Source organism: Thermomonas sp. (assembly GCF_023953935.1).
In the GTDB taxonomy this organism is placed as follows: Bacteria; Pseudomonadota; Gammaproteobacteria; order Xanthomonadales; family Xanthomonadaceae; genus Thermomonas.
Window position 1 is genome coordinate 424748 of sequence record NZ_JAMLIW010000001.1, and the last position, 16127, is coordinate 440874.

11 protein-coding genes and 2 riboswitches are annotated in these 16127 nt (G+C 67.2%); of the genes, 2 read left to right on the forward strand and 9 right to left on the reverse strand.

Annotation, left to right across the window (positions count from 1 at the left end):
* Positions 1-343: 343 nt before the first annotated feature.
* Together M9902_RS01925 and gcvP are read left to right on the forward strand one after the other, a co-directional pair.
* Complete coding sequence (locus M9902_RS01925) at positions 344-2353, forward strand: M2 family metallopeptidase (RefSeq protein ID WP_297220804.1); 2010 nt, start codon at positions 344-346, stop codon at positions 2351-2353.
* Between the two features lie 37 nt (positions 2354-2390).
* Positions 2391-2488, forward strand: a riboswitch (glycine riboswitch).
* Between the two features lies 1 nt (position 2489).
* Positions 2490-2614, forward strand: a riboswitch (glycine riboswitch).
* Positions 2615-2650: 36 nt separating this feature from the next.
* A complete protein-coding gene (gene gcvP / locus M9902_RS01930; protein WP_297220806.1) occupies positions 2651-5551 on the forward strand; it encodes an aminomethyl-transferring glycine dehydrogenase in 2901 nt (966 codons plus the stop codon).
* A 263-nt stretch (positions 5552-5814) separates the two neighbouring features.
* Here the strand turns inward: gcvP and M9902_RS01935 are convergent, their stop codons facing one another.
* The 9 genes from M9902_RS01935 to miaA all read right to left on the reverse strand — a co-directional run bounded on the left by M9902_RS01935 (position 5815) and on the right by miaA (position 16115).
* On the reverse strand, positions 5815-8487 hold the full coding sequence (locus M9902_RS01935) for a M1 family metallopeptidase (protein ID WP_297220808.1): 2673 nt from the start codon (positions 8485-8487) through the stop codon (positions 5815-5817).
* Positions 8488-8629: 142 nt separating this feature from the next.
* Positions 8630-9298 carry a hemolysin III family protein gene (locus M9902_RS01940; protein ID WP_297220810.1) on the reverse strand — a complete coding sequence of 223 codons (669 nt, stop codon included), beginning with the start codon at positions 9296-9298 and terminating at the stop codon, positions 8630-8632.
* 106 nt (positions 9299-9404) lie between these two features.
* Complete coding sequence (locus tag M9902_RS01945) at positions 9405-10697, reverse strand: adenylosuccinate synthase (protein WP_297173497.1); 1293 nt, start codon at positions 10695-10697, stop codon at positions 9405-9407.
* 336 nt (positions 10698-11033) lie between these two features.
* Positions 11034-11222 (reverse strand): DUF2065 family protein, encoded by a 189-nt coding sequence (locus M9902_RS01950; RefSeq protein WP_297173499.1) that lies wholly within the window; start codon positions 11220-11222, stop codon positions 11034-11036.
* A 105-nt stretch (positions 11223-11327) separates the two neighbouring features.
* On the reverse strand, positions 11328-12194 hold the full coding sequence (gene hflC / locus M9902_RS01955) for a protease modulator HflC (RefSeq protein ID WP_297173501.1): 867 nt from the start codon (positions 12192-12194) through the stop codon (positions 11328-11330).
* The gene (gene hflK, locus M9902_RS01960) at positions 12191-13264 is read right to left on the reverse strand and encodes an FtsH protease activity modulator HflK (RefSeq protein WP_297221009.1); all 1074 of its coding nucleotides are present in this window, start codon (positions 13262-13264) and stop codon (positions 12191-12193) included. Before hflK ends, hflC begins: the two co-directional genes overlap by 4 nt.
* 41 nt (positions 13265-13305) lie before the next feature.
* Positions 13306-14622: a ribosome rescue GTPase HflX gene (gene hflX / locus M9902_RS01965; protein WP_297221011.1), complete on the reverse strand. Its 1317-nt coding sequence runs from the start codon at positions 14620-14622 to the stop codon at positions 13306-13308.
* A 72-nt stretch (positions 14623-14694) separates the two neighbouring features.
* Entirely contained in the window at positions 14695-14982 is a 288-nt protein-coding gene (gene hfq, locus M9902_RS01970) for an RNA chaperone Hfq (protein WP_297173504.1), read from the reverse strand.
* Between the two features lie 80 nt (positions 14983-15062).
* A complete protein-coding gene (gene miaA, locus M9902_RS01975) occupies positions 15063-16115 on the reverse strand; it encodes a tRNA (adenosine(37)-N6)-dimethylallyltransferase MiaA (protein ID WP_297221013.1) in 1053 nt (350 codons plus the stop codon).
* Positions 16116-16127: the final 12 nt, after the last annotated feature.

Consider the following 16127-nt stretch of genomic DNA (forward strand, 5'->3'; position numbering starts at 1 on the left):
GGTCAGCAGTCCCCCCCCCCCCCCATTCCCTTCCAACGCATCCCCAGTCTCCCCGTGGAGGCCGCGGACATCTCGGTCGCGGCGTGATTGATGACGTCGATTGATAACATGGCTCCACGCAAGCTGCAACACTTGACATTTCGCGTCCCGAGTGACGCAAGCCGCCTGCCATGAGCACGCTGACAACGCCGACCGGACTGCCTGTCCGTGCACGCAATCCCCACTCGACCTGCCCTCGATCTCGAACGCGGGACGAACGGGCCGCGCTCATCAAATCGAATCAACCACCGCTCCGTCTGCTAGCCTTCGGTTTTCAGCATTCCCGCCGCCGAGGAAACCCGTCATGACCCTGCGCCCCAGTCTGCTTGCCCTTGCCGTCGCCGGCGGCCTCGCCGTTGTCCTTGCTTCCTGCGGGGGCGGCGGTCCGCGCAACGCGACTACCGGCGCTGCGGCGACCAACGCCAATGAAACGCCGGAGCAGTTCATCGCCCGGGTCAATGAGGAAATGCGCGAGGTCAGCACCGAGCTCAATTCGGCACAGTGGCTGTCGAACACCTACATCAACAGCGACAGCGAGCTGATCGCCGCCAAGGCCAACGAACGCTGGCTGGCCCGGCTCAACGACTGGATCGCGCAGGCCAAGCGCTTCGAGGGGCGGCAAATGGCGCCGGAAACCGCGCGCCAGATCAAGCTGCTCAAGCTGATGACCGCGATGCCGGCGCCCAAGGATGCCAAGGAGCTGGCCGAACTGGCCCGGATCGCCAGCAAGCTGGAGGGCATGTACGGGAGCGGCAGCTACTGCACCGGCAGCGGGGCGAACAAGGACTGCCGTGACATCGGCCAGCTCAGCGAGGTGTTGGCCAGCAACCGCGACTACGCGGCCCAGCTCGACGCCTGGCAGGGCTGGCACACGGTCGGGGCGCCGATGCGCGCCGATTACACCCGCTTTGCCGAACTGGTGAACAAGGGGGCGAAGGAAATGGGCTTCGCCGACGCCGGCGAGATGTGGCGCTCGGCTTACGACATGCCGCCGGCCGAAATCGCGCAGGAAACCGATCGCCTGTGGGATCAGGTGAAGCCGCTGTACGAGCAGCTGCACTGCTACGCGCGCGGCAAGCTCGATGCCAAGTACGGCAAGGACAAGGGCGAGGTGGCCGGCCGGATGCTGCCCGCGCACCTGATGGGCAACCTGTGGCAGCAGGACTGGAGCAACCTCTGGGACATGCTCGCGCCCTACCCGGGCGCCGGCAGCCTCGATGTCAACGCGGCCTTGCAGCGCACCCAGGAATCCAATTTCGGACGCGAATTGTTCCGCGCCAGCACGCCGGGCATGCCGTCCTCCGACCGCGGTTTCCTGGCACAGCGCGCCGCCAATCTCGACACCGCCACCCAGATGATGCAGCGGGCGCAGGACTTCTACACCTCGCTGGACATGCCCGCCCTGCCCGAGAGCTTCTGGCAGAAAACCCAGTTCATCAAGCCGCTGGACCGCGAGGTGATGTGCCACGCCAGCGCCTGGGACATGAACATGCAGGGCGACGTGCGCATCAAGATGTGCATCAACCCGACCGAGGAAGATCTGACCACGATCTACCACGAGCTCGGGCACATCTATTACTACCTCGCCTACAACAAGCTGCCGCCGCTGTTCCAGAACGGCGCCAATGACGGCTTCCACGAGGCCATCGGCGACACCATCGTGCTGTCGATGACGCCGCAATACCTTGCTTCGGTCGGGCTGGTCGCAAAGCCGCAGCAGACCCGGGATGCGCTGGTCAACGCGCAGATGCGGATGGCGCTGGCGAAAGTCGCGTTCCTGCCGTTCGGTCTTATGATCGACCGCTGGCGCTGGGGCGTGTTCGACGGCTCGATCACCCCCGACCATTACAACCAGGCCTGGTGGTCGCTGAAGGCGAAGTACCAGGGAGTGGCGCCGGTGAGCCCGCGCGGCGAGGAGTTCTTTGATCCGGGTGCGAAGTACCACGTCCCGGCCAATACGCCCTACACCCGCTACTTCCTCGCCAATATCCTCGAATTCCAGTTCTACAAGGCGCTGTGCGACGCTTCCGGCTACAAGGGGCCGCTGTACGAATGCAGCTTCTATGGCAACAAGGAGGCCGGCCGCAAATACTGGGCGATGCTCTCACGCGGCGCCAGCCAGCCCTGGCAGGCCACGCTGAAGGAGCTGACCGGCAGCGAGAAGATGGATGCCGGCCCGCTGCTGGAATACTTCGCACCGCTGCAAGCGTGGCTGCAACAGCAGAATGACGGCCAGCAGTGCGGCTGGGATGCGGGCGAATCGACTCCGGCACCGGCCGCCGCGCAGGGCGACGCGCCCGCCGCAGCCGGCTGAAAACCGCCCTTCCGCCACCGGCGGGCTGTATAATTCGACCCGCACGGTGGGAGAAGCGCGCGTGATCACTGGCCACGCGGGCTGCCGAAGGCGCAACTGCCCGGAATCGCTCAGGTCCAAGACCGCCGTGCAATCACACTCTGGAGAGACCCCCGCGCATCTGAACCGTGCGCGCAGGGCGCCGAAGGGGCAAGACCGCAGCACTCGCCTTCCCTCCCCCTGGGCGATGCGGTTCAAACTCTCAGGCAAAAGGACAGAGCGGGCATCCTTTCCCGCTGCACGCGCCCGGATGCCGCCATGACCCAGCCTTCGCTTCGTTCCCTCGAACAGCACGATGCTTTCGTTTCCCGCCACATCGGCCCGAACGACGCCGAAATCGCGGCGATGCTCAAGACCCTCGGCTTCGATGCGCTGGATGCGTTCACCGATGCCATCGTCCCGGATTCGATCAAACCCACCGGCGCACTGGCGCTGCCCGAGGCGGTGAGCGAAGTCGACGCGCTGGCCCGCATCCGCGAAATCGCCGCGCGCAACCAGACCTTCCGCAGCTTCATCGGCCAAGGCTATTACGGTACCCACACGCCGAACGTGATCCTGCGCAACATCCTCGAGAACCCGGCCTGGTACACCGCCTACACGCCGTATCAGGCGGAAATCTCGCAGGGCCGGATGGAAGCCCTGATCAATTTCCAGACCATGGTGGCCGATCTGACCGGGATGGACATCGCCAACGCCTCGCTGCTGGATGAGGCCAGCGCCGCGGCCGAAGCGATGACCCTGGCCAAGCGCAGCGCCAAGTCCAAGTCCAGCGTCTTCCTCGTCTCCGGCGATACCCACCCGCAGACGCTCGAAGTGCTGGCCACCCGCGCCGAGCCGCTGGGCCTGAGCGTGGAGGTGGTGCGTTCAACCGAGGACTTTCACGCCAAGCTCGCCGCCGGCGACTATTTCGGTGTGCTGGTGTCCTACCCGGCGTCGAGCGGATGGATCGCCGAATGGGACAAGGATATCGAAACCGCCCACGGCCACGGCGCGCTGTTCGTGGTGGCTACCGACCTGCTGGCGCTGACCTTGCTGAAATCGCCGGGCGAAATGGGCGCCGACATCGTGATCGGCAGCAGCCAGCGCTTCGGCGTGCCGCTGGGCTTCGGCGGCCCGCATGCCGCGTTCATGGCCTGCCGCGACGCTTACAAGCGCTCGATGCCGGGCCGCCTGATCGGCGTCTCGATCGACGCCGAGGGCAACCCCGCCTACCGCCTGACCCTGCAAACCCGCGAGCAGCACATCCGCCGCGAAAAGGCCACCTCCAATATCTGCACCGCCCAGGTGCTGCTGGCGGTGATGGCGGCGATGTACGCGGTCTACCACGGCCCCGAAGGATTGAAGCGCATCGCCCAGCGGGTGGCGCGTTATACCGCCATCCTCGAAACCGGGCTGGCGCAGCTGGGGTTCAACTGCCTCCACGCCAGCGCCTTCGACACCCTGTGCATCGACGCCGGCGCCAACAGCGCCGCATTGGCCGAGCGCGCGCGCGCGATGGGCGTCAACCTGCGCGTGCGCGGCAACGGCTCGATCTGCATCGCGCTGGACGAAACCACCACCCGCAGCGACATCGAACTGCTGTGGGAAGTGTTCGGTGAAGACCAGCCGCTGCCGTCGGTGGACGCACTGGAAGACGCGCCTGACCTGATCCCGGCCGCGCTGCGCCGCCGCAGCGCCATCCTCACCCATCCGGTGTTCAACACCTACCACAGCGAACACGAGATGCTGCGCTACCTGCGCCAGCTGGCCGACAAGGATCTGGCGATGGATCGCACCATGATCCCGCTGGGCTCGTGCACGATGAAGCTCAATGCCACCGCGGAAATGATCCCGGTGACGTGGCCGGAGTTCGCGAATATCCACCCGCTGGCGCCGGCCGAGCAGACCCGCGGCTACGGCGAGCTGATCGCCGGGCTGGAATCCATGCTGGTGGAGATCACCGGCTACGACGCGGTCAGCCTGCAGCCGAACTCCGGCGCCCAGGGCGAATACACCGGCCTGCTGGCGATCCGCGCCTATCACGCCGCGCGCGGCGAAGGGCACCGCAATATCTGCCTGATCCCGTCCTCGGCGCACGGCACCAACCCGGCCAGCGCGCAGATGGCGGGGATGCAGGTGGTCGTCACCCAGTGCGATGCCAACGGCAATGTGGATGTCGCCGACATCCGCGCCCAGGCCGAGAAGCATTCGGCCAATCTCGCCGCGATCATGCTCACCTACCCGTCCACCCACGGCGTGTTCGAAGAGGACGTGGTCGAAATCTGCGAGATCGTCCACCAGCACGGCGGGCAGGTGTATACCGACGGCGCCAACATGAACGCGCTGGTCGGCCTGGCCAAGCCCGGCAAGTGGGGCTCGGACGTGTCCCACCTGAATCTGCACAAGACCTTCTGCATCCCGCACGGCGGCGGCGGCCCGGGCGTTGGCCCGTGCGCAGTGAAGTCGCATCTGGCGCCGTTCCTGCCCGACGCGCTGGGCGCCGACGGTCTGCGCACACCGGGCGTGGGCAACGGCGCGATGGTGGCCGCCGCGACCTTCGGCAGCGCCTCGATCCTGCCGATCAGCTGGATGTACATCACCCTGATGGGCGCGGTCGGCCTGCGCAAGGCCACCCAGGTGGCGATGCTCAGCGCCAACTACATCGCCAAGCGCCTGGCCGACCACTACCCCACGCTGTACAGCGGCCGCAACGGCCTGGTGGCGCACGAGTGCATCCTCGATCTGCGCCCGCTGGAAAAGCTTTCCGGCGTCAGCGCCGAGGATGTGGCCAAGCGCCTGATCGACTTCGGTTTTCACGCCCCGACCCTGAGCTTCCCGGTCGCCGGCACGCTGATGGTGGAGCCGACCGAATCGGAATCGCTGGGCGAACTCGACCGCTTCATCGACGCCATGATCCAGATTCGCGCCGAAATCCAGGATGTGGTCGACGGCAAGCTGGACCGCGAAGACAACCCGCTCAAGTTCGCCCCGCACACCGCCGCGCAGGCCAGCGCCAGCGAATGGAAGCACGGCTACCCGCGCGAGCTGGCGGTGTTCCCGCTGGCCAGCCTCAAGCGCCAGAAATACTGGCCGCCGGTGGCACGGGTGGACAACGTCTACGGCGACAAGAACGTGATGTGCGCCTGCCCGCCGATGGACGCGTACCGGGACGAGGCGTAAGCACGGATGAGGGGCGCTTTTGGTCCTTCGCGCTCGCTACGCTCGCCGCCCCTCACCCCAACCCTCTCCCCGCAAACGGGGAGAGGGGGACAGATTCGTGACGACGCGAGGCTTGCTGCACTTTTCCGTCTCCCCACACCGCAGGGAGGCTCACCTTGTCTTTCCTTCTCCCCGCTGCGCGGGGAGGCTTGCTTGCTTTTCCTTCTCCCCGCTGCGCGGGGAGAAGGTGGCCGCAGGCCGGATGAGGGGCGGCCGGCAGCGCCTTACACCCCCTGCTGCTTCAGCCAGGCATCGATCTGCGGGCGCAGCTGCGCGCGCAGGTGGATTCGGGTCTGGATCGCGTTGATGGTGCGCTCGGCGTCGCGGCGCGAGGTCGGTGCGATGTGTGCCTCGGCAAACGCGCGGATCTTGTCGACCATCTTCAGGTCGGTCGCGGCGCGGCCCAGGCCCGGGTAATAGCGCGCCAGCGAGGTGGAATCCACCAACGCGTCCACCTGCTCGCGGTGGGCCACGGCGAAGTCGAAAGCCATGTCCGGATGCTCCCGCGACACCGAGGCGATCATGGAGGCGCCCAAGGTCGCGCCCGGCTCGTCGGTCAGCGCCAGGTCGAGCGCCCGCTGCGCCAGCGCCTTGTCCTTGGCCACCGCCAGCAGCCCGTAATACTGATCGCGCAGCATCGAGATTTTTTCCGCGCGCGCCAGCGCCAGCAGGCGTTGCCAGGTGGCGGCATCGGCGTTGTAGGCAACCATGCCCAGCACGGTGCGGCGCAGCTCGGGCGAGAGCGATTCCGGATTGACGAGGAAGGCGTCGAAGCGACGCCGCGCCTCGGCCAGCACCGTGGCATCACCCAGTCCGCCGAGAATCGAAATCAGGCTGGTCCGCAGTTGTTTGACCGAGGTCGAATCGCCATCGCGATTGTCCCATCCAAGCTGGGCGAACTTGGGCGAAAGCCGGGCGATCACGAACTTCTGGATCGCCGCCTTGCGCGCCGGATCGTCCTTGTACAGGTCATCCAGCCCACCCAGCGACCCGGCCACCATCTGCCAAAGCTCGGGCGCGGCATCCAGCGGCACCTGCAGCGCCAGATTCAGGCTGTCCGAACGCGGCTGCAAGCCGGTTTCCGAAAGCGCGGACGCATCCAGCATCACGCCCACCTGGTCCACCACCGGCAGCCGGCTGAAGTTCGCGGTCAATGCCCCGAACTGTGCCGGCGAATACAGGGTGCGGAAATACCCCGCTTGCCCGGCGTTGACCACCACCGGCGCCGCGCAGCCCGGCAGGGTCGCGCTGGCGCTGCCGTCCACCAGCACCCTGACCACCGGGCCGGCGCCCGCTTGCAGGCTCACCGGCACGCGCCAGCGCAGCGGCGACTTGTCCGGGCGATCGACGGTGAACTCACCCTGCTCCAACGTCACCACGGTCTGGCCATCACGGCACACGCTGGCGGCGCGAATCAGCGGCACGCCGGGCTGGCGGGTGAAATCGTGGGCCACCTCGATGAATCGGCGCCCGGGCGCGGCGGCGTCCATCTCCGCCCACAGGTCGTCGGTGACGGCATTGCCGTAGGCGTGCTTGCGGATATAGCTGCGCACGCCGCTGCGCCAGGCGTCTTCGCCCACATAGTCTTCCAGCATCGCGATCACCGCCGCGCCCTTGCCGTAGGTGATGCCGTCGAAGGCCTGGCTGGCCTGCTCCACCGTGGCGATCGGCTGCACGATCGGGTGGGTGGTGGCATAGGCATCGCCACCCATCGCGCCGCGGCTGGTGAACGCGGCATCGGCGCCGCCGGTATCCCACTCCGGATGCAGCTTGCGGGTGGTGCGGTTTTCCATCCACGAGGCAAAACCCTCGTTCAGCCACAGATCGTCCCACCAGCGCATCGTCACCAGATCGCCGAACCACTGGTGGGCAATCTCGTGCGCGGCGGTGGAGAACACCCGCTGCTGGTCGAAGGTATTGGAGGTGGCCGGATCGAGCAGCAGCGAGGTTTCGAAGGTGAAGATCGCGCCCCAGTTTTCCATCGCGCTGAAGAACTGGCTGCGGCCCGGTGCGGCGATGTTGTCCAGCTTGGGCAGCGGGTAGCGCACGCCGAAGTAGTCGTTGTATTCGCGCAGGATGTCGCGGCTGGATTCCATTGCGTAGCTCGCCTGTTCCACCTTGCCGCGCAGGGCGATCACGCCGATTTCAACGCCGCCATCCTCAAGGCTGAGCCGATCGAACTCGCCGACGCCCAGGAACAGCAGATAGGTGGACATCTTCGGGGTGGTGGCAAAGGTGGTGCGGGTGAGCCCATTGGGCAGCACCTGGGTCGCCTTCGCCGGCATGTTGCTGACCACCATCTCGCCGCTCGGCGCGTTGACGGTCAGGTCGAAGGTCGCCTTGAAGTTCGGCTCATCCCAGGACGGGATGAAACGACGGGCGTCGGAGTTCTCGAACTGGGTGTAGAGCGCGCGCTTGCTGCCGTTCGCGGTCGGGTAGTCGAGCGCGAAGAAGCCGTTGGCCTGGGTGCCGAGCTTGCCGGAGTATTCGGTCGCCAGGACGTAGCGACCGGGCGCCAGCGGCTGGTCGAACACGAAGGCCGCGGTCTGGTTGCCGGCATCGACATCCACCGATTTCGGCACCAGGGTCTTGCCGGCCGCCGTGGTCAGCGTGCTGTGGCTGAAGCGCATGTCCACCGCCTGCAGCACGATGCGGTCGGTCGCCGCCAGCACCTCGATGTCGATCTTCACCTTGCCATCGAAGGTCATCGCCTGCGCGTGCGGGGTGATCTCGATCGTGTAATGCGAGGGCTGCGCCGTGCGCGGAAGCTGGGTGGTGACGACCGCGGCCTGCTCGGCACCGGCGGGCATGTCGCCGGCAGATGCCGCAAAGGCTTGGCTGCAGGCAAGGCTCAACGCCATCGCGATGACGAGCGGACGAATGGCAGGACGGCGCATGGGGCTTCCGCAGGCAGTGACAGGAAAGCGATCCTCGCGCAATCCCCGCTCCGGCAACACCGCCTGAAGTCATGCCTGGCACACAAATTCACCGCGCCGTGTGGCTGCGTTCAGGGCAAACCGGAATTGATCGGTGCAGCGTTCAGACCAGATGCCGCATCACCGCGACGTAATGACACAGGCTGCCGGCCAGCACGAAGCCGTGCCAGATCGCGTGCGCACCGCGCTGCTGCGGGCGCAGGTAGAAGAAGGTGCCGCCGGTGTAGGCCAGCCCGCCAGCCAGCAGCCAGATCAGGGTTGCAGCGTCCAGCGCATGCCACATCGGCCCGATCGCCGCCACGATCAGCCAGCCCATGCCCAGATAGATGAAGGTCGACAGCCGCCGGAACCGGCCAGTGTGGAACAGCTTGAACACCACCCCGGCCAGCGCCAGCGTCCAGATCGTGCCGAACATCCACCAGCCAGTGGGGCCGCGCAGGCCGACCAGAGTGAACGGCGTGTAGGTGCCGGCGATCAGCACATAGATCGCGCAGTGATCAAAGACCTTCAGCCGCCCCTTGAGTACCGGATGCGAGATCGCGTGATAGAGGGTCGATGCGGTGTACAGCAGCAAAGTCGCGGTGCCGAACACGATCGCGCCGGCCAGCTGCCAGCCGTCACCGAAGATCGCGGTGAGCGTGACCAGCACCGCGCCGGCCGCCAGCGCCGCCGTCGCGCCGACGCCGTGGGTCAGCGCATTGGCAAGTTCCTCTCCCGCGCTCTGGAGGCGGATCCGCGGGACGGCGGGCAAAGCGGTTGTCGTCGTGTGCATCGGTGCAGCATACCATCGCGTATGGAATACCGCCTCGCGTTTACACGTACTCGCTGCTCAAGCAGGGCTCATGCACCCCGCGTCGAGGCATCCAGGACGCGCGCGATCACGCGTACGGATCGCGCAGCACCATGGTGTGGTCGCGATCCGGGCCGGTGCTGACGATGGCGATCGGGCAGCCGGCCAGCTCCTCCAGCGCGCGCAGGTAGGCGCGCGCCGCCGGCGGGAGCTTGTCCCACTCGGTGATACCGTGGGTGTTCTCGCTCCAGCCGGGGAACTCGAGGTAGACCGGCGTGCATTCCTCCCAGCCCTGCGCGTCCAGCGGCGCGTATTCGGTGCGCTTGCCGTGGTATTCGTAGGCGATGCAGATTTTCAGCTTGTCCATGCCGTCGAGCACGTCGAGCTTGGTGATGCACAGCCCGGAAATCCCGTTGATCGCCACCGCACGCTTGAGCGCGACGATGTCGATCCAGCCGCAGCGGCGCGGCCGCCCGGTGGATGCGCCATACTCGGCGCCGCGGTCGCGGATGCCCTGCCCCACGTCATCATCCAATTCGGTCGGGAACGGCCCACCGCCGACGCGGGTGGCGTAGGCCTTGGCGATGCCCAGCACGTAGTCGATCGCATCCGCCCCCACGCCGGCCCCGGCCAGCGCGCCGCCAATGGTGGTGTTCGACGAGGTGACGTAGGGATAGGTCCCGTGGTCGATGTCCAACAGCGCGCCCTGCGCGCCCTCGAACAGCACCCGCTTGCCCTGCTTGCGCAGCTCGTGGCAGATGCCGGCCACGTCCGACTTCATCGGCTGAACGTAGTGGCCGAAGGCCAGCGCTTCGTCCAGGGTCTGCTGAAAGTCGATCGGGTCGGTCTGGAAATATCTGGTCAGGACGAAGTTGTGCAGGTCCAGCGTTGCCCGCAATTTCTCGGCGAGTTGGCCCGGGTAGTGCAGGTCGGCGATGCGGATGCCGCGGCGCGCCACCTTGTCCTCGTAGGCCGGGCCGATCCCGCGTCCGGTGGTGCCGATGGCCTTGCCGCCGGCGGCCTTCTCGCGGGCCTGATCCAGCGCGATGTGATACGGCATGATCAAGGGCGCGGCCGGAGAGATCTTCAGCCGCGAACGCACTTCCACGCCCGCCGCTTCCAGCTCCTCGATCTCCTTGCGCAGCGCCGCCGGCGAGATCACCACGCCGTTGCCGATCAGACACAGCGCGCCGTCGCGCAGGATGCCCGACGGAATCAGGTGCAGCACCGTCTTCTTGCCGTTGATGACCAGGGTGTGGCCGGCGTTGTGCCCGCCCTGGAAGCGCACCACCGCGCCAATGTCCTCGGTGAGCAGATCGACGATCTTGCCCTTGCCCTCGTCGCCCCATTGCGCGCCCAACACCACGACCGACTGACCCATTTTGCAACTCCAGAATGTTCCGCCCTCAACGGGGGCGACCCGGCCCTGCGCTCGCGCGCAGGGCGTTCGAACGTGCGTGCGCCAGTGGCGCACAAGCGCACGTTCTCACCCCCACTGCGCGCCCAACACCACGACTGACTGACCCATGACCGCAACTCCTGTTTTCTGGCGGTCATCGGGACCGCTGGAAAGGGTGCGTCTGTTGCCCCATCGTCTTGCGCAAACCGCCATCGGGGCGGCCAGCGACGATGCAGCGCCAGACACGGAAAAAGCCGAGGCGGGCCCCGGCTTTCGGAAATATTACCTGAAACGGCCAGACCCCGCCCGACCGCACGTTCAGGCAGCGCGCAGCAACCACAGCGAAACCAATCCCAACGCAAGGATCACCGCACCAAATCGTCGGACCTGCGCATCGGGAAGGCCCAGCAGGTTCTCGACCGCACGCTTCCACGCGCCCGGAGCGACAAACAGAAACAGGCCCTCCAGCACGGCCACCAGACACAGGGCAGTCCAAAGATCACGCATCGTCACGGATCCACGCTTGCATGGGCGCATTCCGGGCGGACGGTCACAGCCGTCGGTCGCACCGGAAATCCAGGGGGCTCATGGCGCGCCAACCCGCCTGTCCAATCAACGATCCGCTTTCATGTACTGCAAGAACGGATCATTGCGGTCGAGCACGATCACGCTGGAGTGCTTGCCGTCGAAGGCGGCACGGTAGGCTTCAAGACTGCGCTGGAAGGCGTAGAAGGCCGGGTCGCGGTTGGCGGCCTCGGCGTACAGGCGGGTCGCTTCGGCGTCGCCTTCGCCGCGCAGCTTCTGGGCATCTCGCTCGGCTTCGGCAAGGATCACCTGGCGGTCGCTGTCGGCGCGGGCGCGCACTTCGTTGGCCTGCTCCTCGCCTTCCGCACGCAGGCGGCTGGCCACCTGCTGGCGCTGCGCGCGCATGCGGTTGTAGACGTCGTCGATGACGCGGCTGTCGGTGGGCAAGTCGATCTGCTTGATGCGCAGGTCGGTAATGCGCACACCCAGCGTCGCCGCACCTCGGTTGATCGTATCGAGCTGGCTGCGGACGATGGCGGTCCGGTCTCCCGAGACCGCCTGCTGCAGGGTGCGCGAGTTGATTTCGTTGCGCAGCGCGTCCTTGATGATCGGGGCGAGGCGATCCACCGCCGCGCCCTCGTCGCCGCCGGTGGCGCGATAGAACGCGCGCGCGTCCTCGATCTGGCCAACCGCGAAGAAATCCACGCTGACGTCCTTGCGCTCGGAGGTCAGGTAGCGCTCGGGTTCGGCCGGCAACACCTGCAGGCGGGTGTCGAAGATCCGTGCGGTTTCCACCAGCGGCCACTTGAAGTGCAGGCCCGGCTGCAAATTCACCCGCGAGATCCTGCCCAGGTGCAGCACGATGGCGGTGTGCCCTTCGCTGACCACGAACACCGAGCCGAACATCAGCACCACGGCCACCAGCAGCGCGCCCAAGCCCATCTGCAGTTTCATCGCACCACCTCCTCACGGGCCGAGGCCGGCCGGCCGCTGCGCCCGGGCCGCGCCGGATTGTCCTGGGAAGGCGCCACCTGGACCTGCGGCGAGACCAGTTCCGGCAACAGCGGCGGGGTCGCCGTGGCAGCAGTTCCCGCATTGCCCTGCATCGGCACATAGATCAGCTGGCGACCATCGCCACCCACGATCGTCGGATTCTGCGCCAGCACTTCCTGCAATGTTTCCAGCCACAGGCGCTTGCGGGTCACCTCCGGCGCGCCCTGATACTGCGCCACCAGCAGGCTGAAGCGTTCTGCGTCACCGGTGGCGCGCGCGATCTTGGCGATCTTGTAGCCTTCGGCCACGGTGCGCACCCGCGCCGCCTGGCCGCGCGCCTCCGGCACCACCTTGGCGGCGTAGGCGCGGGCTTCGGAAATCAGCCGCTCCTTGTCCTGCTGGGCGCTGTTGACGTCGTCGAACGCCGGCTTGACCTGCTGCGGCGGGCGGGCGTCGGGCAGGTTGAGCTCGGTGACGACCAGGCCGGTGCGGTAGGAATCCAGCGACTTCTGCAACTGCTGGCGGGCGACCACGGCCAGTTGCTCGCGCGCGCCCAGCACGGTGTCCAGATCGGAACGCCCCACCTGCTCGCGCACCGTGCTCAGCGTGGCCTGCTTGAGCACTTCGTCGCCATCACGGGTGCCGAACCGGTACAGCACCGGGTCAGACACCTTGTACTGCACGTTCACCGCAACCTCGACGATGTTCTCGTCGCGGGTCAGCACCGGCACCCGGTCGGAATAGTTCTTGATCTCGGTGGCGTTGATCTTGATGACGTGCTCGACCGGCCACGGCAGCTTGAAGTTCAGGCCCGGCTGCATCACCCGCGACAGCTGGCCGAAGCGCAGCACCACGCCGCGCTGTTGTTCGGTGATCAGGACCACGCTGGAAAACACCAGCCACAGCGCCACGGCAAGCGCCGCCCAGTGCAGCGGGCTGAAGCCGCCGAGGTCGGGCAGACGTCCGCCGAGCCGGCCCAACAAGCCGCCAGCGCCCGCGCCGCCGGTGTTTCCGGGACGATTCCAGGCCATCCAGGCCTTCCATGGCCCGCGCGGGCCGCTGCTTTGCGTGGTCATGTCGGCAATTCTACGGGAAGCATGGAATCCTCGTCCGCCAGCAGCCCGCGCAGCGGCGCGCCCTCCGGCAGCGCCGCCAGCCGGGCGGCATCGGCGGCGGCGAGGTCAAGCTGCAGGTGCCAACCGTCCTCGGCGTGCGCTTCGGCACGCACCGCGCCCAGCGCGTGCAGGCGCGCGCGCAGGCGCCCGGCCGCGCCCGGCAGCACCAGTTCGGTGACGATGCGTCGCAGCCCCAAGCGCGCGCCGATGGCCTCGCCCAGCAAGTCCAGCCCGCGCCGATCGCGCGCGGAGAGCCAGACCGCGGCCGGCTGGTCCTCGCGCGGGTCGATGCGCGGCAGCGCGCCTTCGATCCGGTCGATCTTGTTGAACACCAGCAGCTGCGGGAGGTCGCCGGCGCCGATCTCGTGCAGCACCGCATCCACCTGCGCCATGCGCTGATCGCGAAGTGGGTCGTCGGCATCGACCACGTGCAGCAGCAAATCGGCCTCGCGCGCTTCGCCCAGGGTGGAGCGGAACGCGGCGACCAGCTCGTGCGGAAGATCGCGGACGAAGCCCACGGTATCCGCCAGCGTCAGGCTGCCGCAGGCCAGGTCGATCCGGCGCACGGTCGGATCGAGGGTGGCGAACAATTGATCGGCGGTATAGGCCTCGGCGCCGCTGAGCGCATTGAACAGGGTCGACTTGCCGGCATTGGTGTAGCCCACCAGCGCCAGCCGCGGCAGTTCGCTGCGCACCCGAGCGCGGCGCATCTGGGTGCGCTGGACTTCGACTTTCTCCAGACGCTTCTGCAGGATCTCGACGCGCTTTTGCAGCAGCCGGCGGTCGGTTTCGAGCTGGGTCTCGCCGGGGCCGCGCAGACCGATCGAACCGCCGCGCTGGCGTTCCAGGTGGGTCCAGCCGCGCACCAGCCGCGTCGCCATGTGGCGCAGCTGCGCCAGCTCGACCTGCAACTTGCCCTCGTGGCTGCGCGCGCGCTGGGCGAAGATGTCGAGGATCAGCCCGGTGCGATCGACCACCCGCCGCTCCAGCGCCTTCTCCAGATTGCGTTCCTGCAGCGGGGTGAGCGCGTGGTTGACCAGCACCAGATCCGCGCCGCTGGCTTCGCAAACCGCCTTGACTTCATCGAGCTTGCCGGTGCCGATCAGGATCGAGGGAGTGGGCCGATCGATCCGCGCCGGCACCGAGGCGACCACGCGTGCGCCGGCAGAGCGCGCCAGTTCGGCAAATTCCTCCAGCACGTCGGGCGCGGCCGGGCCACCGGCATGCGGCTGGATCAGCAGCGCGTTTTCACCGCCGCGCGAGCGTTCGAACAATTGGGTCGGCATCGGTAAACCAGATGCGGGCGGACCGGGCCATTTGCAAGCCCGCGATACAAGCCCTCGGACTCATCCGCCCGCCGCGTCCTCGCCAAACTCGGCGTTGTCCTGCGGCATGCCGGCAATGCGCACGTTGCGCGCCGGTACCACGGTCGAGATCGCGTGCTTGTAGATCATCTGGCTGACCGTGCTGCGCAGCAGGACCACGAATTGGTCGAACGACTCGATCGTGCCCTGCAGCTTGATGCCGTTGACCAGGAAAATCGATACCGGCACGCGCTCGCGGCGCAGCGCGTTCAGAAACGGATCCTGCAAGGATTGCGGTTTGGGCTTGGGTTCCCCGTTGCTGGCGTGCATCGCTGTGTTCTTCTTGTTGGAGACGAGGTGTGGGCACTCCGACCATCACCACCCCTGCGGGCGACGGCGGAACCGGGATGTTAGCGCATGGCCGCCGGCTTGTGATCGGACAGAAATCCATCGACTGCCGCATCGATCTGCCCGCACTGGCTGGCAGGATCGAACCAGCGCACGTTCGCCAGCCCGCGCAGCCAGGTGTATTGCCGCTTCGCCAGTTGACGGGTCGCCGCAATTGCGCGCATGCGGAACTGCTGTTCCTGCGTCGCTTGGGCATCGGCGGCGTGTGGCATTGCGGACGGGAGCGCATCGCCAATCCCTACCCTCACCCCGCCCCCTACCCTCACCCCAACCCCTCTCCCGGGGGGAGAGGGGCTTTCGATGGCATCCAGATATTCCCACGCCTGTCGATAGCCGACTGCCCGCAGCGCCGGCAAATCCAGCGGCGCAGGGTGCGCGAGCAATTCCGGCAATGCGCGCAGGGCCCGGACTTCATCGAGGAAGCCCGCGTCCAGCATGGCATCGAAGCGCGCCTCGATCCGCGCATGCAGCGCACTGCGCTGCGGCGGTGCCAGGGCCAGCGTCAGCACATCCAACCAAGGTTCACCGGTACGCGCTTCGCGCTGCCAATCGCTGATCGATTTGCCGCTCAGTCGATGCACTTCCAGCGCGCGCTGGATGCGCTGGGTATCGGTGGCGTGGATGCGCGCTGCCGCCTCCGGATCGACCTGCGCCAGCTGCGCATGCAGCGCCGCCCAACCCACGCGTGCTGCTTCGTCGGCGAGTTGCGCGCGCAGCGCCGGATCGGCCGAAGGCATCGCCGACAGCCCCTCCAGCAGGGCGCGGAAATACAGCCCGGTGCCGCCGGCAAGGATCGGTCGTTTCCCGCGCTCGGCAATCGCTTCGATGGTCTGGCGCGCGTCGATGGCGAATTCCGCTGCGGAATAGACCTGCCACGGCTCGCGCAGGTCAAGCATGTGATGCGGCACCCGCGCGCGTTCCTCCAGCGTCGGCTTGGCCGCACCGATGTCGAGCCGCCGGTACACCAGCGCCGAATCGACGCTGACGATCTCGCCGCCAAGCCGCTGCGCCAGCTCCAGCGCGCAGGCGCTTTTGCCCGACGCGGTCGGGCCCATCAGCGCAATGGC